The 24,339-nt window shown below is 41.6% G+C and carries 24 protein-coding genes; 10 read left to right on the top strand and 14 right to left on the bottom strand.

All coding sequences use genetic code 11. From position 1 onward, the window contains the following. Positions 1 to 73: 73 nt before the first annotated feature. The 3 genes from dapF to cspD all read left to right on the top strand — a co-directional run bounded on the left by dapF (position 74) and on the right by cspD (position 2,378). Positions 74 to 1,063: a diaminopimelate epimerase gene (gene dapF / locus R8925_RS00900; protein WP_430534054.1), complete on the top strand. Its 990-nt coding sequence runs from the start codon at positions 74 to 76 to the stop codon at positions 1,061 to 1,063. Between the two features lie 16 nt (positions 1,064 to 1,079). Continuing rightward, the gene (locus R8925_RS00895; RefSeq protein ID WP_430534053.1) at positions 1,080 to 1,772 is read left to right on the top strand and encodes a phosphatase PAP2 family protein; all 693 of its coding nucleotides are present in this window, start codon (positions 1,080 to 1,082) and stop codon (positions 1,770 to 1,772) included. Positions 1,773 to 2,177: 405 nt separating this feature from the next. Beyond that, positions 2,178 to 2,378, top strand: coding sequence for a cold-shock protein CspD (gene cspD, locus R8925_RS00890; RefSeq protein ID WP_036062500.1), 201 nt, complete (start codon positions 2,178 to 2,180; stop codon positions 2,376 to 2,378). 135 nt (positions 2,379 to 2,513) lie between these two features. Here cspD and ilvA read toward each other — a convergent pair whose 3' ends face one another. From ilvA to ilvD, 9 genes are all read right to left on the bottom strand, one after another. Further along, positions 2,514 to 3,782: a threonine ammonia-lyase IlvA gene (gene ilvA, locus R8925_RS00885; protein WP_430534052.1), complete on the bottom strand. Its 1,269-nt coding sequence runs from the start codon at positions 3,780 to 3,782 to the stop codon at positions 2,514 to 2,516. Between the two features lie 21 nt (positions 3,783 to 3,803). Continuing rightward, the gene (gene leuD, locus R8925_RS00880; protein ID WP_430534051.1) at positions 3,804 to 4,385 is read right to left on the bottom strand and encodes a 3-isopropylmalate dehydratase small subunit; all 582 of its coding nucleotides are present in this window, start codon (positions 4,383 to 4,385) and stop codon (positions 3,804 to 3,806) included. Beyond that, positions 4,363 to 5,760, bottom strand: a complete 1,398-nt coding sequence (leuC, locus tag R8925_RS00875) for a 3-isopropylmalate dehydratase large subunit (protein WP_430534050.1) — start codon at positions 5,758 to 5,760, stop codon at positions 4,363 to 4,365. Before leuC ends, leuD begins: the two co-directional genes overlap by 23 nt. Positions 5,761 to 5,762: 2 nt before the next feature. Continuing rightward, a complete protein-coding gene (gene leuB / locus R8925_RS00870) occupies positions 5,763 to 6,815 on the bottom strand; it encodes a 3-isopropylmalate dehydrogenase (protein WP_430534049.1) in 1,053 nt (350 codons plus the stop codon). Then, complete coding sequence (locus R8925_RS00865; protein ID WP_430534048.1) at positions 6,812 to 8,353, bottom strand: 2-isopropylmalate synthase; 1,542 nt, start codon at positions 8,351 to 8,353, stop codon at positions 6,812 to 6,814. Before R8925_RS00865 ends, leuB begins: the two co-directional genes overlap by 4 nt. A gap of 178 nt (positions 8,354 to 8,531) precedes the next feature. Further along, positions 8,532 to 9,527: a ketol-acid reductoisomerase gene (gene ilvC / locus R8925_RS00860; protein ID WP_036072341.1), complete on the bottom strand. Its 996-nt coding sequence runs from the start codon at positions 9,525 to 9,527 to the stop codon at positions 8,532 to 8,534. Positions 9,528 to 9,593: 66 nt separating this feature from the next. Beyond that, positions 9,594 to 10,076, bottom strand: coding sequence for an acetolactate synthase small subunit (gene ilvN, locus R8925_RS00855; RefSeq protein WP_430534047.1), 483 nt, complete (start codon positions 10,074 to 10,076; stop codon positions 9,594 to 9,596). Beyond that, positions 10,077 to 11,780 (bottom strand): biosynthetic-type acetolactate synthase large subunit, encoded by a 1,704-nt coding sequence (gene ilvB, locus R8925_RS00850; RefSeq protein WP_430534046.1) that lies wholly within the window; start codon positions 11,778 to 11,780, stop codon positions 10,077 to 10,079. Between the two features lie 18 nt (positions 11,781 to 11,798). Continuing rightward, positions 11,799 to 13,490, bottom strand: a complete 1,692-nt coding sequence (gene ilvD, locus R8925_RS00845) for a dihydroxy-acid dehydratase (RefSeq protein ID WP_430534045.1) — start codon at positions 13,488 to 13,490, stop codon at positions 11,799 to 11,801. A gap of 642 nt (positions 13,491 to 14,132) precedes the next feature. On the opposite strand from ilvD, the gene R8925_RS00840 reads away from it, so the two are divergent. Continuing rightward, positions 14,133 to 14,666 carry a GNAT family N-acetyltransferase gene (locus R8925_RS00840; protein ID WP_430534044.1) on the top strand — a complete coding sequence of 178 codons (534 nt, stop codon included), beginning with the start codon at positions 14,133 to 14,135 and terminating at the stop codon, positions 14,664 to 14,666. Next, entirely contained in the window at positions 14,663 to 15,112 is a 450-nt protein-coding gene (locus R8925_RS00835; protein ID WP_430534043.1) for a DUF6884 domain-containing protein, read from the top strand. Before R8925_RS00840 ends, R8925_RS00835 begins: the two co-directional genes overlap by 4 nt. Positions 15,113 to 15,131: 19 nt before the next feature. On the opposite strand, the gene R8925_RS00830 is transcribed toward R8925_RS00835, so the two are convergent. The 3 genes from R8925_RS00830 to zwf all read right to left on the bottom strand — a co-directional run bounded on the left by R8925_RS00830 (position 15,132) and on the right by zwf (position 17,709). Further along, a complete protein-coding gene (locus R8925_RS00830; protein WP_166666074.1) occupies positions 15,132 to 15,272 on the bottom strand; it encodes a hypothetical protein in 141 nt (46 codons plus the stop codon). A gap of 14 nt (positions 15,273 to 15,286) precedes the next feature. Beyond that, positions 15,287 to 15,724 (bottom strand): YueI family protein, encoded by a 438-nt coding sequence (locus R8925_RS00825; RefSeq protein ID WP_430534042.1) that lies wholly within the window; start codon positions 15,722 to 15,724, stop codon positions 15,287 to 15,289. A gap of 515 nt (positions 15,725 to 16,239) precedes the next feature. Then, entirely contained in the window at positions 16,240 to 17,709 is a 1,470-nt protein-coding gene (zwf, locus tag R8925_RS00820) for a glucose-6-phosphate dehydrogenase (protein WP_430534041.1), read from the bottom strand. A 325-nt stretch (positions 17,710 to 18,034) separates the two neighbouring features. On the opposite strand from zwf, the gene rnz reads away from it, so the two are divergent. The 4 genes from rnz (at position 18,035) to R8925_RS00800 (ending at position 21,564) form a co-directional block, all read left to right on the top strand. Further along, positions 18,035 to 18,949, top strand: a complete 915-nt coding sequence (gene rnz, locus R8925_RS00815; RefSeq protein WP_430534040.1) for a ribonuclease Z — start codon at positions 18,035 to 18,037, stop codon at positions 18,947 to 18,949. A gap of 16 nt (positions 18,950 to 18,965) precedes the next feature. Then, positions 18,966 to 19,754, top strand: a complete 789-nt coding sequence (locus R8925_RS00810; protein ID WP_430534039.1) for an SDR family NAD(P)-dependent oxidoreductase — start codon at positions 18,966 to 18,968, stop codon at positions 19,752 to 19,754. A gap of 129 nt (positions 19,755 to 19,883) precedes the next feature. After that, positions 19,884 to 20,954, top strand: coding sequence for a DNA polymerase IV (gene dinB / locus R8925_RS00805; protein ID WP_430534038.1), 1,071 nt, complete (start codon positions 19,884 to 19,886; stop codon positions 20,952 to 20,954). 73 nt (positions 20,955 to 21,027) lie between these two features. Then, positions 21,028 to 21,564, top strand: a complete 537-nt coding sequence (locus R8925_RS00800) for a GNAT family N-acetyltransferase (RefSeq protein ID WP_430534037.1) — start codon at positions 21,028 to 21,030, stop codon at positions 21,562 to 21,564. Positions 21,565 to 21,627: 63 nt separating this feature from the next. Here R8925_RS00800 and R8925_RS00795 read toward each other — a convergent pair whose 3' ends face one another. Next, on the bottom strand, positions 21,628 to 22,860 hold the full coding sequence (locus tag R8925_RS00795) for a toxic anion resistance protein (protein WP_430534036.1): 1,233 nt from the start codon (positions 22,858 to 22,860) through the stop codon (positions 21,628 to 21,630). Continuing rightward, positions 22,857 to 23,501: a 5-bromo-4-chloroindolyl phosphate hydrolysis family protein gene (locus R8925_RS00790; RefSeq protein ID WP_430534035.1), complete on the bottom strand. Its 645-nt coding sequence runs from the start codon at positions 23,499 to 23,501 to the stop codon at positions 22,857 to 22,859. The genes R8925_RS00795 and R8925_RS00790 overlap by 4 nt, the downstream gene beginning before the upstream one ends. Before the next feature lie 189 nt (positions 23,502 to 23,690). Here R8925_RS00790 and R8925_RS00785 point away from each other — a divergent pair, with 189 nt between their 5' ends. After that, positions 23,691 to 24,239 (top strand): NUDIX hydrolase, encoded by a 549-nt coding sequence (locus tag R8925_RS00785; protein ID WP_430534034.1) that lies wholly within the window; start codon positions 23,691 to 23,693, stop codon positions 24,237 to 24,239. Positions 24,240 to 24,339 lie beyond the last annotated feature (100 nt).

Genomic DNA, 24,339 nt, shown 5'->3' with positions numbered 1-24,339 from the left:
ATATTTTGAGGTCCTTTGAAAAGCTAAGATTGCTTACGAAGGACCTCAAGCTAATAGAAACGGAGGAACCCGGATGACACATATTAACTTCATCAAAGTACACGGCTCACAAAATGATTTTTTCCTAATCGATGAAGCCAAAAACAATTTAACTGGCTGGCAAGATACGGCTCGTTCCAAACTTGCTCGTCGAATTTGTAATCGTGAAGATGCGCTTGGTGGTGCAGATGGTATCTTATTCGTTTCTCCAAGCTCAAATAGCGCCTCTATCGGTCGTATGCGCGTTTTTAATGCAGATGGCTCAGAAGCATCGATGTGCGGGAATGGACTGCGTACAGTGGCGCGTTACCTCTTAGAAGAACATGGCTTACAGGAAGCGACGATTGAAACAATGAAAGCCGTGCTTCAAGTTTCTAAAGCAGAGGAAATTGGCGTTGGTATTCCAACATATCAAGTCGAAATTTCCCCCGTTTTATTCGCACCAGAAACGCTACCGTTAAATTGGGACGCAGCGCAAATGGTGGACGAAGTAGTACCGGATTTTGATGCTGATTTGCATTTTTCAGCAGTCGCCGTGCCTAATCCGCATTTGATAACTTTTGTTGACCAGAAGGTGCTTGATTCAGACAAGCAAGTCAAGCTTTCGACCTATCTAAATGGAGAAAATCCTTACTTCACAGATGGAGTCAATGTAAGCTTTGTTAAAGAGCTGGCAGAAGATACGATTTATGTCCGAACTTTTGAGCGTGGCGTTGGTTTTACGAATGCCTGTGGAACGGCGATGTCAGCCTCTAGCCTGATGAAGAAACTGCTTCACAATGATAAGCTGGAAACACCTGTCCACGTGTATAATAACGGAGGGCGTGTCAAAGTTACAGCAAGTAAAGATCAAGCAGGCGAGCTACATTTGCAATTGATTGGTAATGCTACATTCGTATATGACGGAGTGCTAGCCGTAACGGATACAACAATCAATTTAATCGAAAAAAGAGATACCGATGAACAAGCGAATTATCAAGCTATGGTGGAAGAAGTGCAAACCTTCCTACAAAAAAACAAGTGAAGTTAGGAGTAAACCAATGAACACAAACAAAAAGAAAGCAATCCCGTTATTCACTATTGGCGGATTTGCCTTGCTACTATTCGTTATCGTAGCATTGGCAGTAAATTCTGAACCAAGGTGGGTTGCCAAATTTGATTTAAGCTGGATTAGTCGCATTCAAACAAACATCTCAGCCTCTAAAACAAGCTTACTCGAAACATTAACGATGATTGGAAGCGCAGAAACAGCCATTGTATTGACAGTAATTATTGTTATTATTCTATTTATCCTACGTAAGTTTGTCGTAGGGCTATGGTTTGGTGGAACCGTACTCGTATGTGCCGTTCTACTAAACACTATTTTAAAAGATATCTTTCAACGTCCACGCCCAAACTTCAACCGCCTAATTGCAGAAACTGGCTACAGTTTTCCAAGTGGACACGCGACTGGCTCCACAATTTTTTACGGTTTAGCAGCGATGTTTTTAATCTTTACCGTCAAACAAATGTGGGTTAAAATTGTTATCGGTGTCGCTGGACTAAGCTGGATTATTTTCATTATGTGTTCACGCGTCTATTTGGGTGTTCATTATCCAACTGATGTACTGGCTGGTTTTTTATTCGGAATTGCCTCTATCTTCATTTCGTTAGGCGTATACTTCTTAGTCCGCGAGCCATTACACAACCTGCTTGTGAAGTGGCGTATCAAAGATCGTAGTGTCATTAAGTAAAGGTTAACCGTACGCTTTTTGGAGGCTTGCAATCATTTATGAGAAGCAGGCCCCAAGAAGCTATACTGAGGATTTATTCGGGATAGAATGCTACTTTTCATTGAATTGTCGAAATAATGGCGCACTAGGTAAATATTCCTTGCATTTTTAGAATGGAAGCGTTACAATATTTGTATCGATAATAATAATATCTCCTTACAAAAGGATTGTTGGGATGCTGTAGGAGCTTGGCAAGAGATTATTCACGTGTTATAAAGGATACTGATCCTTATACATGAGTATCTTTTATAATATGTGAATTTTTATATGAAAACCAAGGTGAGCTTGTTGCTTAGCAGTTTCCCAGTAAGTTTTTTATTTGTAAAAGGAACATATTAAGAAAAAATTTTTGGAGGTTTTTGACACATGCAAGAAGGTACAGTGAAATGGTTCAATGGCGAAAAAGGTTTTGGATTTATCGAAGTTGAAGGCGGCGACGATGTATTCGTACATTTCAGCGCAATCGAAGGAGACGGTTTTAAAACGCTTGACGAAGGTCAAAAAGTAGAATTTGAAATCGTAGAAGGACAACGCGGACCTCAAGCTGATAAAGTAACAAAACTTTAATTCTAGCGCGAGAACGTGAATAGAGATTGAGTGATGGCCCGCAATGAGGTTGTTACTCAATCTTTTTTATTTCAAAAAAGTACAGTATGTAAGTCCCATGCGAAAATGGAGGGACCTATATACTGTACTTTTTAATTAAACGAGTAATGTATAGAGCATTTGATTATCATTAATTGGCATGAAACTTGGATCAAAAATAGCAATGCGCTCTAATAATTTTTCATAATCATTTGGATTTTGCAAAAGGACACCAATAATGACAGGTCCCTGATTGCGGTTCACTTTTTTTGTATATTCAAATTTAGTAATATCATCATAGGGGCCAAGGACGTCATTTACAAATTCACGCAGGGCACCAGGTCGTTGTGGGAAATTGACGATGAAGTAGTGTTTTAGCCCTTCGAAAACGAGGGAACGCTCTTCAATTTCTTGCATCCGGTTAATATCATTATTTCCACCGCTCACGATGCAGACAACGTTTTTGCCTTTGATTTGTGGACGGAAATGGTTGAGTGCTGCAACAGAAAGGGCACCAGCAGGCTCTGCAACGATAGCTTGTTTTGTATACATATCAAGAATCGTTGAACAAACTTCTCCTTCATCGACTTCTGTGACTTCATCGACGAATTTCTCGCAATGTTTATACGTAAGTTCACCTACTTGTTTTACTGCCGCACCATCTACAAACTTATCGATTTTTGGCAGATTGACTACTTTTCCAGCTAATAACGCTTTGGCCATTGATGGGGCGCCGCTTGGTTCTACTCCAATGATTGTTGTGTCAGGACGGACTGCTTTTACATAAGATGCTACGCCTGAAACTAAGCCACCGCCTCCAATCGCTGCAAACACAAAATCACAATTCTCAGAACCTAAATCGTCTAGCATCTCAACAGCAACTGTTCCTTGACCGGCAATAATATCAGCGTCATCAAACGGTGCAATAAAAGCTTTGTTATGCTCAGCGCTGTATTTCTTAGCAGAGTAGGCAGAAGCATCAAACGTATCACCAGTCAGTCGAACTTCGACAAAATCCCCACCGAAAAAACGAACTTGTGCTACTTTTTGTTGTGGCGTTGTCGTTGGCATGAAGATTGTTGCGGGTACGCCAAGTTTCTGGCAGGTGAAGGCAACACCTTGAGCGTGATTTCCAGCGCTGGCACACGTGACGCCATTTTTTAATTGTTCTTCGGTTAGCTGGGCGATGGCGTAATAGGCACCACGTAATTTGAACGAACGGACCCATTGTAAATCTTCCCGTTTTAAGTAGACGTTGCAGTCATATTTTTGCGATAAGTAATAGTCTTTTTCGAGTGGTGTGTGCTTAACGATAGATTTTAATGTATCGTAAGCATCAAGCACATCTTGTTTGCTAACTAAAGCATCGACATCAACCATTTCCATAACATCCTCACATCCTCATTTTTAGTAGGCGCGTGCCTTGTTTTCGTATTCAGTAATTAGGGATTCATGCTCCATCGTTTGGGCGATATCATCGAGCCCTTTGATGAATTTTTCTTTCCATGTAGCATCGATTTCAAAATCGTACGTTCCGGTTGAGCTGATTACTTGTTGCTTCGGTAAATCAATCGTAATCTTTTCGCCTGCTGGTATTGCTGCTAGTTTCGCGCGTGCTTCTTTTGGCAAACTAATTGGTAAAATCCCGTTTTTCGTGCAGTTCATGTAGAAAATATCGCTATATCCGCCAGCAATAATGACGCGGAAACGATAGTCGAGTAGAGCCCAGGGAGCGTGTTCACGACTAGAGCCACAGCCAAAATTCTCACCAGTTACAAGGATAGTTGCTTCTTGGCGATCAGAATCATTTAGAGGGAAATCAGGATTCAAGGAACGATCTGGAAGATAGCGCCATTCATCAAAAAGAAACTCGCCGAAACCAGTTCGTTCGATGCGTTTTAGAAATTGTTTCGGGATAATTTGATCGGTATCAATGTTATCGTTCATCAGGGCTACGGTTTTTCCTTTATGCAACACCATTGCTTCCATTTTGCCACACTCCTTTGCGAATATCGATAAAGCGACCGTGAATCGCTGCTGCAGCTGCCATTGCTGGGCTCACCAAGTGGGTTCTTGCGCCTTTTCCTTGACGACCTTCAAAATTACGATTAGATGTCGATGCGCAGTGAATTCCTTCTGGTACTTGGTCAGGATTCATGCCGAGGCACATGGAACAACCAGGTTCACGCCATTCAAAACCTGCGTTGATGAAGACTTGATCAAGACCAATACGCTCAGCGGCAAGACGGACTTGGCGAGAACCAGGAACGACCATTGCTCGAATTCCCGATGCGACTTGTTGGCCTTTAACGATTTGGGCAGCCTCTTCAAGATCGGAAAGTCGTGCGTTGGTGCAAGAGCCAATGAATACGTAGCCGAGATCAATTTCTGAGGCTGTTTGACCTGGTTTGAGTCCCATGTATTGATAAGCACGCTCATCATCGGCGTTTTGGGTAGCCGGGAATGCTTCGGTAATTGGAACGCCCATACCAGGATTTGTACCCCATGTGATATACGGTGCAAGGTCTGTTACATCGATTTCAATGTCGCGGTCATAAGTTGCATCTGGATCGCTCGGTAATGTTGCCCAATCTGCAATTGCTTCTTCCCAATTTGTCGGTGCGTATTCACGTCCTTTAATATAGGCGAATGTAGTTTCATCAGGAGCCATCATACCCATTTTTGCGCCGCCTTCAATCGACATGTTGCAAATTGTCATACGCTCTTCCATGGTCATGTTTCGAACAGCTTCTCCGTAATATTCAACAGCATACCCACTGCCGAACGCAACGCCGTATGTTGCAATCAGGTGAAGAATAACATCTTTTGCATACACGCCTTTTGGAAGGGTGCCGTTGATTTTGACACCCATTGATTTTGGTTTTTGCTGCCAGATAGACTGCGTAGCAAGGACATGTTCCACTTCACTTGAGCCGATACCAAAAGCCATTGCTCCGAAAGCACCATGTGTTGCGGTATGCGAATCACCACATACAATTGTCTTACCGGGTTGTGTTAGCCCAGTTTCAGGGCCAACCATGTGCACGATTCCTTGACGTTCACTGCCAACATCGGCAAGTGTGACGCCAAACTCTTCACAGTTTTTGCGAAGCGCATCAATTTGTTTTTTTGCCACGACGTCGTGGATGTTGAAAATATCTTCGGTTGGGACATTGTGATCCATCGTAGCAAACGTGCGATCCGTGCGACGAACCGGTCTTCCTTCCATTCGCAATCCTTCAAAAGCTTGAGGAGAGGTAACTTCATGAACCAAATGCAAATCGATGTATAATAGTTGCGGCTCACCTTCTTTTCCAAATATGACGTGACGATCCCACAACTTATCGAACATTGTTTTAGCCATTGTTATTCTCCTCCTTTAACTCGTTTTTTTACTTCATTTGTGAATTCAGTAGTCGATGTACTTCCGCCCAGGTCTCTCGTTAAGAAACCAGCTTCCATAGTTGCTGCAGCAGCTTTGTCTAAATAATCCGCGGCTTCGAAAAGCTGGAAAGACTGGCGTAGCATCATGGACACAGATGAAATCATTGACATTGGATTTGCGATGTTTTGACCTGCAATGTCTGGTGCGGAACCATGAATCGGTTCATAGAGTGATGGACCTGTCTCTGGGTGGCTCGCTGATGGTAACATGCCGAGTGAACCTGTAATAACAGATGCTTCGTCGCTCAAAATATCACCAAACATATTTTCTGTTACGATGACATCAAAAGTAGTAGGGCGTTGGATGAGAATCATAGCTGCTGCATCTACATAAAGATGTTCTAATGTAACTTCTGGATAGCGCGTTGCTACACGCTCTACGACTTGGCGCCATAGTTTACTCGATGCTAAAACATTGGCTTTATCTACGGATGTGACCTTGTTACGGCGTGTTTTTGCGAGCTCAAAAGCTTGTACTGCGATACGTTCTATTTCTGGAGCGGTATAGGTTAGCGTGTCTACCGCACTGTTTTCATCCCAGTGTTTTGGTTCGCCAAAATAGATGCCACCAGTCAGTTCGCGCACCACGATAAAGTCTGTACCTTCTACGATTTCCTTTTTTAAAGGGGAGAGGTGTGCAATCGTGCTTGGAACTTGAATCGGACGAATATTGGCGAACAATCCAAGCGCTTTACGCAGTGCTAGCAAACCTTGCTCCGGGCGCTTTGGCGCGTTATCCCATTTAGGTCCACCAATCGCGCCGAGCAAAATAGCATCCGCCTTTTGACAAGCAACGAGTGTGGAGTCCGGAAGTGGATCGGATACAGCATCAATACCAGCACCGCCAAACGGATGTGTTTCAATGTTAAAATCTAGTTGGAATTTTTCGGCGAGAGTTGCTAGAATTTCTAAACCGCTCGCCATGATTTCTGGTCCAATCCCGTCGCCAGGAAGGGCCGTAATAGAATAGGTCACTTGACTGGAACCTCCTCATTTGTTTGTTGTTTTACCTCTGCTGCTTTAGCGCTGGCATGAAGGTAAGATTTGGCGGAGGCGGTGAGAACATCGTTGTCAATGCCAATCCCATGATACGTAGTGCCATCTTTATCCTTGACGATAACATGAACCTCAGCTTGTGCATCGTGTCCTGCAGTAATGGCTTGGATACGGTAATCTGTGAGCTCGACATCTTGCTCCATCAAGCGGTTGATCGTATTATAAATTGCTTCAATACTACCAGCGCCAGTTGCGGCATCTTCTAAAACAGATCCATCTTCTGCATGGATTCGAACAATTGCGCCTTGTACGCCACCCGTCACATATTGTACTTGTAGATGATTTAATTCATAGTCATCTGCTTTTTCGGATGCTTGGCCAAGAATTAATGCATGCAAATCATCTTCCGTTACATCTTTTTTCACGTCCGCTAAATGTTTGAACCGTTTGAAAGCATCGTTTTTCTCTTCATCGGTCATCGTATAGCCAAGCTCTTCCATACGCGTTACAAAAGCATGGCGACCAGATAGTTTGCCGAGTGGTAGCGAATTTTTCTCAACTCCAACCAAGGCAGGCGTGATGATCTCATATGTTGTTGGCTCTTTCAAAACGCCATCTTGGTGAATACCAGATTCATGCGCGTAAGCATTACCACCGATAATAGCTTTATTACGCGGAACAGGCATACCAGAGAGGCGACTGATCAAATCACTCGTTTTTTTCGTTTGATTTAAAATAATCCCAGATTCCGATTTGTAGTAATCATTGCGAATATGAAGTGCCACAGCAACTTCCTCGAGCGCCGTATTACCAGCACGTTCGCCAATCCCATTTATTGTTCCTTCGACCCGTCGCGCGCCGTTCTCAATTGCAGCAAGTGCGTTCGCAACAGACATTCCAAGATCATCATGACAGTGTGTAGAAAAAATCACCTCATCAAAACGGGGAATATTTTCACGCAAGTAGCGAAAGAGAGCGCCAAATTCCGTCGGGTTTGTAAAGCCCACTGTATCGGGAATATTAATCACTGTAGCTCCAGCATCAATAGCGGTTTGAACAGCCTTAACCAGAAAAGCTGGATCTGTTCGTGTGGCATCCTCAGGAGAGAACTGCACGATTGGGAAAAGTTTGCGAGCATGCGCAACATGGTGCTTAATTGATGCCAAAACCTCAGACCTGCTCATGTTTAATTTATGCTTCATATGTACATCACTTGTAGCAAGGAAAACGTGAACTTGAGCATTTGCTGCATTGCGTAGCGCTTCGTACGCACGATCGATATCACGTTCTACAGAGCGCGCCAAACCACAGACAGTAGCTGTTTTAATCACGTTTGCAATTTCTTTTACGGAATGAAAATCACCATCAGAAGCAATCGGAAACCCAGCTTCAATTACATCAATTCCATAAGTCTCAAGCTGGCGTGCAATTTGAATTTTCTCTTGCTGGTTAAAATTGACGCCCGGCGTTTGTTCACCGTCACGTAGCGTCGTATCGAAAAATTGAATATAAGCCATATTTTCACCTCATAAGAAAAGGGGCAGCGTTTCGATAAACACTCATCTTCGTCGTTAAAGTCTGCGCGCTGGTGCTCATGTACAAGTCGTGCATTCCGCTCCAGTACTCGACTTTGCCTAGAATCTAAGCATTTGTCGAAACGCTGCAAAGTTCCTAATCACCCAATTCTCTTCCTAATTATTTTTGTGGTTTGACGAAAGGCATCATTTCGCGCAAGCTCGCACCAACTTTTTCGATTTGGTGTCCTTTTTGCTCTGCACGCAAACGATGGAATTCCTTGAAACCATTTTTATTATCATCAATAAATGCCTTGGCAAAGTTACCATTTTGAATGTCCGTCAAGACTTCCTTCATTGCTTTTTTCGTGTCGCTCGTTACAACGCGCGGGCCTGAAACATAGTCGCCATATTCGGCTGTATTTGAGATGGAATCACGCATTTTCTCCATGCCACCTTCATACATCAAGTCAACAATCAGTTTCAACTCATGTAAGACTTCGAAATAAGCAAGTTCTGGTTGGTATCCAGCTTCGACTAACGTCTCGAAACCAGCTTGTACTAAATGTGTTGTACCACCACATAGGACTGCTTGCTCACCGAATAAGTCAGTTTCTGTTTCTTCTTTAAATGTTGTTTCGATGACACCAGCACGAGTCGCGCCAATTCCTTTTGCATAAGATAGAGCGACATCTGTTGCTTTTCCAGTAGCGTCTTGATAAACCGCGAATAATCCCGGAACCGCGCCACCTTCCACGAATGTACGACGAACTAAATGTCCTGGACCTTTTGGTGCTACTAAGAACACGTCCACGTCAGCAGGTGGTTTAATTACGTCAAAATGAATGTTAAAACCATGCGCAAAAGCTAAAGCATTACCAGCTTCTAAATTTGGCTTGATTTCAGCTTCATAAGTATCTCCTTGCGTTTCATCTGGTAAAAGAATCATCACTACATCAGCAGCTTTTGTTGCATCAGCTACTGATAAAACTTCAAATCCGTCATTGCGAGCTGCTTCCGCTGATTTGCCTTCACGAATCCCAATAATGACATTATTCCCGTTATCACGTAAGTTTTGCGAGTGGGCATGGCCTTGAGAACCATAGCCGATTACTGCAACTTTCTTACCTTGTAACGCGCTTTCTTGTACTGCATCTTCATAATAAACTTTTGTCATTTTCCTAACCTCCATAAATTATCTTTATATATTTCTCAGAAAAAGGTTTTCTGGGATTCAAAATGATTATTTAGCGCTACGAGTGAAGCCAGTAACGCCGGTTCGAGCCATTTGCTGAATGCCGTATGGACGAATGCTGTCAACAAAGGCATTGACTTTCTCACTCGTTCCTGCGACCTGCACAACAAGACTCGTTTTACCTACATCGATAATCGTTGCCCGAAATGGTTCAATAATTGAATTAATCTCAGCACGAGTCGTAGCGGGGGCGTTGACTTTAATTAAAGCTAGCTCACGCTCCATATGCGGATCATCAGTAATATCACTCACTTTTAACACATCGATTTGTTTGTTTAACTGTTTCGTCACTTGTTCAATTTCATAGAGTGAATCAACATGAACGACGATGGTAATGCGGGAAATATTCGGTGTTTCCGTCCAACCAACAGAGATACTATCAATGTTGTATTGACGGCGAGAAATAACACCTGTAATCCGATTAAGCACACCACTTGAGTTATTAACAGTTGCTGTAATGATACGTCGCATTTATTCCACTCCTTCCATTTGATGATTCGCTTTGCCCGGTGGAATCATTGGTAATACTAGCTCATTTGGTGATACGACACATTCGATAACAATTGGACCAGGATAGGCAAATGCTGTTTTTAAATCCTCAGCCAACGTTAGCGGATCTTCCAAACGAACAGCTTTCACGCCATAAGCTTCCGAAAGTTTTACGAAATCAGGCTGACTTTGGAAAATCGAGTGGGAAAAGCGTTCATTATGAAATTTCTCTTGCCACTGACGAACCATTCCAAGCGACCCGTTATTGAGAATAACTGTTTTCAAATTAATACTGTAATCATTCAAAATAGCAAGCTCCTGATTTGTCATTTGGAAGCCGCCGTCACCAACAAAAGCAACAACTGTTTGTTCAGGGTAGGCGAGTTGTGCACCAATGGCTGCTGGGAAACCAAAGCCCATCGTGCCAAGTCCACCGCTAGTTATAATTTGGTGATCATGACTAAATGGATAAAATTGTGCGACCCACATTTGGTGTTGCCCAACATCTGTTGAAACAAGTGCTTTCCCTTCTGTAATTTCACCGATAATCTCGATGACTTTTTGTGGCTTGATTTCCGCTTTTGAATCTCGATTATACGTGAAAGGATGGCGTTCTTTGCGTGTCATATTCAGCTTATACCAATGCGTTTTGTCAGCTTCTTCGGTTATGCTCATCTCGAGCAATTGTGTCAGCGTCTCTTTAATATCCGCAACAATCGGAATTTTTGTTGTTAAAACTTTTCCAATTTCTGCTGGATCGATATCGATATGCGCAATGACAGCATGCTTTGCGAATTCTTTTGGAGATCCAACCATTCGATCATCAAAACGTGATCCAAAATTAATAAGTAAATCAGGATCTGTCAGCGCCATATTGGCTGCGTAAGAACCATGCATCCCGCCCATTCCAAGAAACAGAGGATGATCTTGCGGGAAGCTACCAAGTCCTAGCAACGTATTTACAACAGGGATTTGGTAACGCTCCGCAAAATCGAGGAGTTCAGCTGTTGCACGTGAATGATTCACACCAGCACCAGCTAGAATAACTGGTTTGCTAGATACGGCCAAAGCTTGCATCAATTTTTCCAGTTGCATCCCATTCGGCTTTACAGTTGGCTGATATCCAGGTAAATGGATTGTGTCGTCATTAACTTTATCCGTTGTCGCAATCGACATATCTTTTGGCAAATCAATCACGACGGGTCCTTGACGTCCTGTTGTGGCAATATGGAAAGCTTCTTTAATGATTTTTGGAATATCTTTAACATCCCGCACTTGATAATTATATTTCGTAATCGGAATTGTTAAGCCAATCATATCCGCCTCTTGAAATGCATCTTTTCCAATACCGGGCGTAGCAACTTGGCCAGTAAAAACAACCATTGGAATCGAGTCGCTCATCGCATCCGCAATTCCCGTTAAAGCATTTGTTGCGCCAGGTCCACTTGTTACAACGACCACACCAGCTTTACCAGTCACGCGTGCATAACCTTCTGCAGCATGCACCGCACCTTGTTCATGACGCGTTAAAATATGAGGAATATCGCAGTCATAAAACGCATCATAAAGTGGCAAAACAGCACCACCAGGATAGCCAAAAATTATCTCGACATCCTGCTCATTCAAAGCATCAATTAAAAGCTCGGCACCACTTTTTGTTGTCGTCTCTTTCTCTACTTTGATCATTTTTATCACCTCTCCTTATCACTCTAAGAAATCATCTGGAAGTTGTAATACGCCACCAGTGTGAGCAGAAGTCACGAGTGCAGCATAGCGAGCCAGATAGCCTTTTTTAATTTTAGGGACAAATTTAGGAATACCAGCGCGTCGTTTCTCTAAAACTTCTGACGAAACATCAACATTTAATGTCCGATTCGGCAAATCAATTACAATCGTATCGCCATCTTCAATGAGTGCAATGGGACCACCAGAAGCTGCTTCCGGAGAAATATGGCCAATCGCAATTCCGCGAGTCGCACCAGAGAAGCGTCCGTCTGTAATGAGTGCGACATCTTTTCCAAGCCCGCGTCCAACAATAGAAGATGTTGGAGCCAGCATTTCCGGCATTCCTGGGCCACCACGAGGTCCTTCATAACGAATCACGACTACATGACCTTCGCGAACTGTATGATTGTCAATTGCTTCCACAGCTGCATCATGTGAATCAAAACAAATGGCTTTGCCGGTAAATACAGATACTGATGGATCTACGCCACCGACCTTGATTGCAGAACCTTTTGGCGCAATATTTCCGAAGAGGATAGAGAGGCCACCTGTTTTCGTATACGGGTCTTCTTTAGGATGAATTACGTCTGTATTGTTAATTTTGGCATTTTCTACATTTTCACGAATCGTTTTACCAGTAACGGTAATCCGGTCGGGATGAATCGCGTTTTCCAAGTCCACAAGCTCTTTCATAATTGCAGGTACACCACCGGCTTCGTGGACATCATGCATGGAATAAGCAGAAGATGGTGCAATTTTGGAAAGGTAAGGAACACGACTAGCGATTTCATTAATGCGCTCCAAATCATAATCAATTTCTGCTTCATTTGCTAAAGCTAACACATGAAGGACGGTATTTGTCGAACCACCCATCGCCATATCTAGAGCAAAAGCATCATCAATCGCATCACGCGTAATAATATCGCGTGGACGGATATCTTTTTTAACAAGATCCATTAAGTGGAACGCTGATTCACGAATCAATTCGCGGCGAGCGTCTGATACAGCAAGCGTTGTCCCGTTAAACGGAACCGCCATACCGAGCACTTCCATCAAGCAGTTCATCGAGTTTGCTGTAAACATACCAGCACATGAGCCACATGTTGGACAAGCATTAGCTTCCATATCTAAAAATTCTTCTTGGCTCATGCTACCTTCTTTAAAAGCGCCGACAGCTTCGAAAACCGAAGAAAGCGTTAGCGCCTTTCCAGTTGCAGAAAGACCGGCCTTCATTGGACCACCGGAGCAGAAGATAGCTGGCACGTTTGTACGTACAGAGGCAAGCAACATGCCAGGCGTAATTTTGTCACAGTTTGGAATGTACATAACACCATCAAACCAGTGAGCGTTGATTACCGTTTCCGCAGCATCTGCAATAACTTCACGACTTGGAAGCGAATAACGCATCCCGATATGACCCATTGCAATGCCATCATCTACACCAATCGTATTAAATTCAAATGGGATACCGCCAGCTTCACGAATGGCTTCTTTTGCAATATCCGCAAGCTCACGCAAATGCACATGACCTGGGACGATATCGATATAAGAATTACAAATGGCTATAAATGGCTTATCCATATCACCTGGACTTTTGATTTGGCCGGTTGCGTGTAGAAGACTCCTAGCTGGAGCTTGTTCAACACCTTTTTTGATTTTATCACTACGCATGAGCATATTCCCCGTTTCTTTATTATAATTGTTGGTCGAAGCTGAATTTTTAGAATATATCAATTAGCATGACCTTTTGGAATGAAAAATGACATTGATAAGGTAAATTGGCAACAAAAAAGCATCCCATTTTTGAGTTAAAAAATGGGATGCCTAGATAAGTATCCCATTTAATGATAAACAGGATCTAAACGACTGCTTGTTTTAAACAGTGTTCCAGACCCTTGCTAGAGTAATAAAATTGTAATGACATAATTTCGGTTTAGTGTTTTCATAAGTCATTAACTCCTCTAAAATCAAATTTATCATCATGAGATACTTTTACAAATTCGTATGTAGCCTTTTGAATCCAAGTAAGTATCAATCAATGTAATATTATAATTAATTATAGCTTTTGACGGGGAAATGTCAACCGTTATTTGAAAATTTGTTGCTTTTGGATTTCATTGAAAAGGGGAAATACAATGGCAAATGGATTGATGGATAATGATGTAAGCGCATACAATTAAAATGAAAAAAGTTTTCAAAAAATTAGTACATGGTGATAATAACAGGTAGTACATTGCAAAAAATTTGCGTAATGAGGGGGAATTTGATAATTTTAGAAGGAAGATATATTGAAACGGAAAGTCAGGTATTGACATGGGAAAAATAGAAACGGAACGATTGTTGTTATTAGAATACAATTTAGAATGGATTAAAGCGACGATTGCAGGCATAGATGAACTGGAGCGGGTATCGGGCTATGCTGTGTCCAGAGAATGGCCTGGAATCGATTTCTTTTTTTACCTACCGTATATATTAGAAAATGTGAAAAAAGAGCCAGAAATGACAAAATGGACGCATTTAATTGTGTTGAAAGAGGAGAACAAGGTCATTGGAGAAATAGGCGGACAAGGCAAGCCAGAAGAAACAGGAGAAATTGAGCTCGGATACAGTATCGTGCCAGCTTACCAAAATAATGGTTATATAACGGAAGCGTTAGCAGAACTAATAATATGGCTAAAAGCGCAACCTGAAATTAAGCGGATATTTGCGCGGAGCTTTGAGAATAATCCCTATTCGATTCAAGCGTTGCGTAAATCAGGTTTTATTTATCAGCCTGATCAGGATAAAATAGAGAGCCGTGGCAAGATTGTTTTATGGGAATATCCAATAAATAGGGGAAAGTCATGATCATTATACCATCAGGCAAGCCAAAAATTTGGGATCGGCATGAGGATGCAGGACCAGTTTTCGCAAAAGAGGCTTATACAGGAACCTTCCACCGGTTATGCAGAGGGTATGCTGAAAAATTTGACGGAGAGTATTTGATTTTGTCACCTAAGTACGGATTTTTAGCCCCTGATTCAATTGTGCCAGGAACGTATGATATGAGGTTTACAGCACGAGGCGTAACGGCAAACACGATTTCAATAGAAGAGTTAACAGAGCAGTGGCAGGCGCTAAACATGAAGCAGGAAACGATCGTGATGCTAGGTGGAGCAAAATTTCGCCCACTACTTGAGACTGTGTCGGGTAGAAACAATCAATTTATATTTCCACTCCATGGAACAAGAGGAATCGGAGACATGCAAAAGAGGTTGCGCACAGCAATAGACACCGGCGAACCTCTAGGCTAATCTTGTTTTGAAACGTCCTCTAACCAATTGTAGAAATAATAAGTAAGGCGATACCGATAAGCAAGAACATAACACCCATATCGGTATTTTTGCGTATGAAAAAATAGACTGTTTGTAATAAGACAAGAATCGCTAGTGCCAATACAATCGTATGGAGCATTTATGTCACTTCCTTTAATCTTGAAAAATAGCTTTGATTTTATCGAGTAATGTGACTTTTCCTGTTGTGTCTTCTGTTATAATGGGCGTTTCATGGAGGTGCGTATCTTCACGATTTATCTCATGATCTTCTGCCAGAACAAGCCCAATAGGCGTATCATCATCTTCACGTGCCACAATTGAAAAAGGAATTCTATGTTTTTCTGCTAACATAATATAAGCGCGTAATATTTCATATGAGATAGAACCGTTTAAAAGGAGTTTTGCCTTTGGGTGATATTTCATTTCTTGTTCTAACTCTTTAGTGCAAAACTTCTGAAAAACTTCTTGTTTGCTCATCTGAATTTCGATTCTCTCTCGAAAAGTACCGAGGTATTTTTTGCGTTCGGCTGGATTAATTTCTTTTGCGCCATGGATACCGCGATCGATATAATCGTCAATGCTTTCTGGCATATTGATTCTCCTTTTACTCTGTATTCTCCTTCATTGTAACATGTAATTGTGAAAAAGGGAACAACGGTAGGGGGCGCTAGACTGCAAAAAAACCTATCTTACTTACTTCTGTAATATGCGAAGTAGGTAAGATAGGTTTTTTGCTAGGTAGAACCGGTTAAGCTTCTAATCCTACAAACATTTCATGTGCTCGGGTCTGAGACATAACCCAAATAAATCGGCGACAAGCGCTCGCATTGTTGGGACTGTTCGATATGAAATGAGTTACAGTTCCAATATAAGCGTGAACGCAGAGAACGGTTAATCCTTTCACCGGTTCTGCTACACAAGAACAGTTTCGCTTAACTTCTCGCATGGTCGGGGGTACGACTCCCTCCCTACTTTCAGTCATCATGTATAGTCGTACACGCAGCTCTCCGGCTTCCACCAAATCCCCTGAATACAAACGCTTTCGCTCGATTTGTGATATCTTGCTTATTTTGTGTGAAAATGAGTTTTATCCTATCCTCATCTCATCAATCAAACCACTTAAATCCATCCTGTGACACTAATTTATCCGCTTCTTTCGGTCCCATTGTGCCGGATGTGTAGTTCGGGAAATGCTCTTTCGTATTCGACCAAGCTGCTGCTACTTTGTCAATGAAATTCCACGATAAGGAAACTTCATCCCAATGCGAAAAGTAAGTTGCATCGCCATTTAGGCAGTCTTGAATCAGTTTTTCATAGGCCTCAGGTGTGTTCATACCATCTGGTGAGGAGTGAGCGTAGTTGAGATTAACTGGCATTGTCAACATTCCTTGACCTGGCTTTTTAACGTTCATGTGTAGCGTGATTCCTTCGTCTGGTTGAATGTGTATCACCAGTACGTTTCCACCAAGCGAATGATTTGAACCAAATAGATTCATTGGCACGTTTTTGAATTGAATCGCGATTTGCGTTGCTTTCTTGGCGAGACGTTTACCAGTTCTAATATAAAATGGAACGCCGCTCCAGCGGAAATTATCAATCATGAGCTTTGCCGCAACAAAGGTTTCGGTATTAGAATCAGGATCAACGTTATCAGCTTGACGGTAACCGAGTAACTCTTTGCCATCTACTGTTCCAGGACCATATTGTCCGCGTACAAAATATTTATACACATCATCGCCTTCAATTACACGCAATGAACGGAGTGCGCGCACTTTTTCATGGCGAATTTCCTGCGTTGTTAATTTAATTGGTGGTTCCATCGCTAGCAAGGATACGATTTGCAGAATATGATTTTGAACCATATCACGAAGCGCACCACTTTCCTCATAATAGCGACCACGATCCTCGACACCAAGCGTTTCACTCAATGTTACTTGGACATTATCAATGTAGCGATTATTCCAAAGCGACTCAATAATAGAGTTCGCAAAACGAATCACAGAGATATTTTGAATCATTTCTTTGCCCAAATAATGGTCGATGCGGTAAATCTCATTCTCATCAAACGCTTGACGAAGCGACTCATTTAGTTCTTCTGCACTTGCCAAATCACGACCAAATGGTTTTTCGATAATTAAGCGACTGAATCCAGCATTATCGACAAAACCTTCTGACTTTAAGCGACTTGCGATTGTTCCAAAGAAATTAGGTGCCATCGCAAGGTAGAATAGGCGGTTTCCTTGGAGTGCATATTTTTTATCGAGCTCGTCAGACAAATTTTTAAGCTCAACGTATGATTCACGATTAGTTACATCATGCGATTGATAATAGAAATGTGATGCAAATTCTTCTGGTTCAAAGCCTTCTTTTTCGATGCCTTTCAATGATTCAACCACTTTTTCTCGAAAGAAATCATTGGTCCATGGACGACGAGCTGTACCAATCACTGCGAAATTCTCTTTTAAAAAGCCTTTCGTGAAGAGATGATATAGCGAAGGGTAAAGTTTGCGATTTGCCAAATCTCCCGTACCGCCAAAAATAGTAATTAAAGCTACTTGTTCTTTCACTTCTGTCATACGTACTTACCCTCTTTCATTATTGTGTGTAGCATACTCCAGATAAATCGGCGACAAGCATTCGCCTTCGCTCGATTTTAGTAAAGCTAGATGGACATCCTAACCAAATAAAAAAGGCAGGAAGTTTCAAAGCTTGTTCTGGAAATGAGACAATGAAGATATAATCAAAGTCGCCCTCATTATTCTTTACTATTTTAGCGGTTTGATTTCTAATGTGCAACTGATTGAACCGAAAAATTCGGAAAAAGATTTGGGGTAGGCGTGCAATGAAAGAGATAAATATGGTATGATTAGTAGCGAATGAGTGAAAGGATTGTGGGTCAAAATGGAACTGATTTTTCTTGGAACAGGAGCAGGTGTACCTTCCAAAGGCCGTAATGTAACGGCAATTGCGCTCACGATGCTAAATGAACGAAATAGTATTTGGCTGTTTGATTGTGGGGAAGCGACACAACATCAAATTTTGCGAAGTTCGATTAAATTGAGTAAATTAGAAAAAATATTTATTACACATCTACATGGGGATCATATTTTTGGCTTGCCGGGACTTCTTAGTAGCCGTTCTTTTCAAGGTGGGGATACAGTGCTTACGGTTTATGGACCTTTGGGGATTGCGAATTATATTCGGACGAGCTTAGCTGTGAGCGGTACACATTTGAAATATCCGCTTGAAATCGTGGAAATTGATGGTGAGATTGTGTTTGAAGATGCAGATTTTAAGGTTATTTGTCGAGAGCTCGATCATGGTATTTTAAGTTACGGCTACCGGATTGAGGAGGCGGACAAAACGGGGTCGCTTGATGCTGCTGGACTTTCTGCGCTAGGTGTGAAGCCTGGGCCGATTTTTAAAGAATTGAAGGAAGGCAAGACGATAACGTTGGAGAATGGTAACGTTGTGGATGGTAGCCAGTTTATCGGACCGGCAAAAAAAGGGCGGATTATTGCTATTTTTGGTGATACAAGAGCAACGGAGAGTGAGTTCGTAATTGCCAAGCAAGCGGATGTTATCGTTCATGAAGCGACCTTTGGCTTGGAAATGGGCGACATGGCAGGTGAATATATGCACTCCACAACAGTAGAGGCAGCAACTCTGGCTAAAAAAGCAGAAGCAAAACGGTTGATTATTACGCATATTAGTTCGAGATATAGTCGCGAGGATAACAGTGAACTTGTATCAGAGTGTCGTGAAATTTTTCCTAATACAGAAATAGCAACAGATTTGGCCATATTTGAACTATAAAGGGGTTTAAAAAAGGATGAATGATTTTTTAAAAGGAAAAACGGTGATGATTACTGGGGCATCGAATGGTCTTGGCGCAGAGATGGCACGCCAAGTTGCTGCACAAGGAGCGCACACAATTTTGACAGCGCGTCGTACAGACAAATTAGCGGAGTTATCAACACGAATTCAAGCCGATTATGGGGTCGTTAGCGCTTACTATAAGATGGATATGACCAATTTTATAGAGGTTCAAGATGTGGTTCAAAAAATTGGTGATACGAAAATTGATGTTTTAGTGAACTGTGCTGGTTTTGGGATTTTTGAAGAAGCTGTAACCACAGATTTTGATACAGTAGAGCGGATGTTTGACACAAATGTGCTCGGTTTAATGCGCTTGACACAACTTGTTTTACCAAGCATGCTAGAACGTAAATCTGGTCATATTATCAATATTGCTTCCCAAGCTGGAAAAATTGCGACCCCAAAATCATCTGCATATTCAGCGACTAAATTTGCTGTTCTAGGATATTCCAATGCTTTGCGAATGGAAGTGAATCCAGTAGGTATTCATGTGACTACAGTCAATCCAGGCCCTATTGCAACTAGCTTTTTCGACATTGCAGATAAATCAGGGGACTATCTTGATAATGTCGGTTTTCTCGTTTTGAAACCTGAAAAAGTAGCGGCGAAAATTGTGGGAATTATGGGCAAACCAAAGCGTGAAATAAATCTCCCCTTCCTAATGAACGTTATTTCGCGGATGTACCAAGTTATGCCGCGCGTAATTGAATTTTTCGGAAAAGGTGCATTTGAGAAGAAATGAAAGAAGCAAAGGAGTTACTCATGCAGTGGCTCTTTTTTTATGTTTTTAGCTTGCAATGTGCTAAATAAGCGTATATAATCAAGGGGTGGAACAAACGTTCGTTAATTGTGTTGAAAGGCGATGAATACAGTGGATAAGACCCGTAAAATTATTCATATTGACATGGATGCGTTTTATGCTTCGGTGGAGGAGCGAGATCATCCAGAATATCGTGGCAAGGCGCTTATTATTGGTGGAGATCCGAACAAACGAGGGGTTGTCTCTACGTGCTCATATGAAGCAAGAAAATTCGGCGTTCATTCAGCGATGCCTACAAAACAAGCATACAAGCTATGTCCACACGGTATTTTCATACACGGGGACATGGAGCATTACCGAGAAGTATCGCGTCAAATTCGTGAAATATTTTATCGCTATACAGATTTAGTAGAGCCAATGTCCTTGGATGAGGCTTATTTAGACGTGACAGAGAATAAGAAAGGTATTAAATCCGCAATGAAAATAGCTTTAGAAATTCAGCATGCGATTTATCATGAATTAGGCTTGACTGCTTCTGCTGGGGTTTCTTACAATAAATTTATCGCTAAAATAGCTTCTGATTTCAAAAAGCCAGCTGGCATGACTGTCGTGCTACCAGAAGATGCAGAAATTTTCTTAGAAGGGCTACCGGTTACGAAATTTCATGGGGTAGGCAAGGTGACCGCAGAGAAGCTGCACAGATTAGGTATTCATTCAGGTGCAGATTTGAAAGCATGGAATGAATGGGATCTCATTCGAGAGTTGAACAAGCAAGGGTATCGTTTGTACCGCGCAGTGAGAGGTTTGTCAGACTCTAAGGTAAATCCTCATCGCGAGCGCAAGTCTGTTGGTAAAGAGACAACATTTGCAAACAATATTTTCGATGAGCGAGAGATGCAAGATATGTTGTTTCTTTTTTCACAGAAGATAGAAAGTTCCCTCGAACAGATTGGCAAACATGGTAGAACAGTGGTATTGAAGTTGCGATATAGTGATTTTAGTACCATCACTAGAAGAATATCATTACTGGAATATACACGGGATGCACATGTTATTTATGATGCAGGCGTTAGTTTATTGCGCGATGTCTACAATGGAGAGGAAAGCGTTCGATTAGTTGGTCTGACCGTAACGAACCTAAAGCCGTTGCACTTCGAAAATTTGAAGTTAGAGGGATTTTAGGGAATTCGCTTGTTTAGTTTGCTGTATCACTGTTATACTTGTCTCGATACTAATTATTGGGAGTTGTCAGTTGATGAAAAGGGAGTTAAGGAGAATTAGACCAATTAGACGTGCGGATGTGCAAGGAATGCATGCGTGGGAGCTTGATAAGGATATTGCTATGACTAGCGGTATAACGAAACCACGGTCTTTGGAAGTCTTTCAAACGATGTATGAGAAATATTTTTTGAAGGTGAACCAATCACTGCTACTATACAGTATTATTTTAGATGAGCGTGTCATTGGTCGAGCAGAGCTAGGTTTAATCGATCGAGAAAATGGAAATGCGGCCTTTGGGATTGTCATTGGTGAGCAATCCAGCTGGGGAAAAGGCTACGGGAAAGAAGCAATTATAGAGCTACTAGGTGTAGCATTTAATGAGTTGCACTTACATAAAGTTTATTGTGAGGTCTATGCGTTTAACCAGAGGTCACTAAACATGATGGATTCATTAGGTTTTCATAGAGATGGCGTGTTACGAGACCATGAATTTTTCCATGATGCTTATCATGATTTAGTTGTTTTTAGTATGCTGGCAACTGAGTTTAAAGAAATTTGTGGTGGAAAATAGATATAAAAAAGTGCGATATCCCGCTGATTTAATTCAGTAGATACCGCACTTTCTTTCGTAAAGTTATTTCATTTCTAGCAGACGATTTTTTAATTCTTGTTCCATGGATACAAGCTCTTTTTCTGCTACAGCGCGTTTAGCACGCCCTTCTTGTTGAATTTTTAATGTTTCTTGTAATGTTTCGATGAGGCTTGATTGTGTTTCTTTCAACGTTTCGATATCGACAATGCCTCTTTCGTTTTCGCGAGCTGTTTCGATAGCGTTGGTTTTTAGCATATCAGCGTTACGTTTTAAAAGTTCGTTTGTTGTTTCAGAAACTTGTCGCTGCGCTTCGGCTGCTTGTTGCTGACGTAGAAGGGTAAGTGCAATAGCCACTTGGTTTTTCCATAATGGGATAGCAGTCATGATGGATGACTGAATCTTTTCAGCGAGTACTTGATTTGTGTTTTGGATAAGACGAATTTGGGGTGCTTGCTGAATGGTAATTTGACGGCTAAGTTTAAGATCATGGACACGTTTTTCAAGGCGATCTGCAAATTGGGTTAAATCATTTACATCTTGGAAATCCATCTGGTCACCAGATTGTTCTGCTTTTTTACGCAACTCTGGAAGTAATTTCGTGTTTATTTCTTCTTGTTTTAGTTCACCAGCTGCGATATAGATGTTTAGTGCTTGGAAATAGTCTTTATTCTTGTCATAAAGTTGCTCTAAGAAAGAGTTATCTTCCATTAAACGTTTTTTTGCATGTTCTAATTTCAGGGCAATTCGATCAATTTGTGTGCCCATTTTTTGATACTTTGATGTGATTTCGTTGATAGATTGCTTCACACGTGAGAACATTTTTGTGAAAACGTTCTTGTTGCGTGCTGCGAGCTCATCTGGATCTGCTTCTTGCAGGCGGAACATCAAGTCGCTAATGATTTCGCCAATCGGTCCGACGTCTTGTTTTTGAACTTGATTGAGCATCGAGTGAGAGAAATCATGCAGCTTTGCTTGTGCTGGCGCACCATATCCAAGAATTGCAGCTTGGTTTCCTGGCTCTATTTGTTTTGCAAGTTCGACGGCTTGACGACGATTCGACTCTGGTAGCATGTCCACTAACCGTGGCGCCTTGTCAGATTCGTTGTTGACGATTTCTTGCACTGTTTGTGTGCTGTTTGTGCCGAATGGATCAGCGAGCAAGTCATCTAATGTTTTGTTGAAATTGGCATCTATAACCTCGGCTTTTGGCTGTTCATATGTTGGTGTTTCCTTTACTTCTAATTCAGGTTCGTTTGGTTTTTGGTTCTCGGTCATTTGGGTGTACTCCTTTCAAATTTCTTTTTCTGTTTGGAGATTGAATTTTTTGCTACTTCTAGTTCGAAATCAAGGCTTGATACATCCTTATTAAGCAGTGCGAAGAGATCCTTCTCGATAACGCGACCTAAATCGTTCAAAAGCGCACGTGTATCAGAAAGCGTTTGGTAAATCTTCTTATCTTTTACAGGCTGGCTGTTTAGGAAAGCGTATTTTTCTGTTAGCTCTACTAAAGAATCCAAGTGTGAGAAGAAGAAATCCTCAGCGTCATAAAATCGTTTCGGCTCTTCTTTCACGATACCGTAGATACGTTTTGTAAGTAGGAGTGTTTTGTCGCGTTCTTGGAATGTAAATAATGTACGATGGGCGGCTGTAATTTTTTGTAGGCGTAGTATTTTAGCCCGGGATTCTTCTAAGTTTGTGCGGATGTATTTGTATTCTTTTTTTGTCAGCCCAGTTTGTATCGCATGTGCCTTGTCTCCTGCTTTTGCAGAAAAGAAGAACAAGAAGGCCGCGACGGCAAGTGTTACTACACTAATAAGTAACCAGTTGTTTACAAAGATGTTCGCCAGAATGCCGAACAAAATGAGGGTTAATACGATTGAGCCGGTAAAGGCCATAAATTTTTTAAAAACTACCATATCTATCTTCTCCTTAGGCTTCCTTATTTTTTAAGTATTGGTTGTTAGAAAATCATTTGAAAAGGCTAACTGATTTGAGTATATCATACCATATTGGCAGAAAAGATGTTATCAGTCGTGCGATGTAAATTCCACTCAGACTTGATTATGGTATAATGATAGAAAAGTCTTAGAAATGGAGTGTTCACAATGGATTCGTTAGAGGAAAAAACGGTAAAAAGTGAGATAATTTTTGATGGGAAAATTATTAAAGTAGTGGTGGATGATGTTATTTTGCCAAATGGGGCAATGAGTAAACGCGAAATTGTGAAACACCCAGGTGCCGTTGCAGTAGTTGCGATTACACCGGCGAATAAAATGGTGATGGTGGAGCAATATCGTAAACCATTAGAAAAAGCAATTGTGGAAATTCCGGCTGGGAAAATTGAACTAGACGAGGCGCCAGAATGGACGGCCGGACGTGAGTTGGAGGAGGAAACAGGCTACAAAACAAATTGTTTAAAACACCTTGTATCTTTTTATACATCACCGGGTTTTGCGGATGAATTGCTACATATTTATCTGGCAGGCGATTTGGAGAAACAAGTTAATCCACTGCAGGCAGATGAAGATGAATTTGTAAACATTATTGAGGTGAGTCTAGACGAAGCTTTACAGTTAATAGAAGAAAAAGTTATTTGTGATGCAAAAACGGTGTATGCTGTGCAATATTGGCAACTACTTGAAGCAATGAAATAAGAAGGATTCTGGTCATAATCCACCAGAGACTGTTCGAATAAAATGAGTTACAACCCCAATATGCCTATAAACACTACGAGTAGGCAGTCTTTCAGATAGG

Source organism: Listeria rocourtiae subsp. hofi (assembly GCF_963575615.1).
Classification (GTDB): domain Bacteria; phylum Bacillota; class Bacilli; order Lactobacillales; family Listeriaceae; genus Listeria_A; species Listeria_A hofi.
Note: the sequence above shows the minus strand (reverse complement) of the source record. Positions and strands in the feature narration are given on the sequence as shown.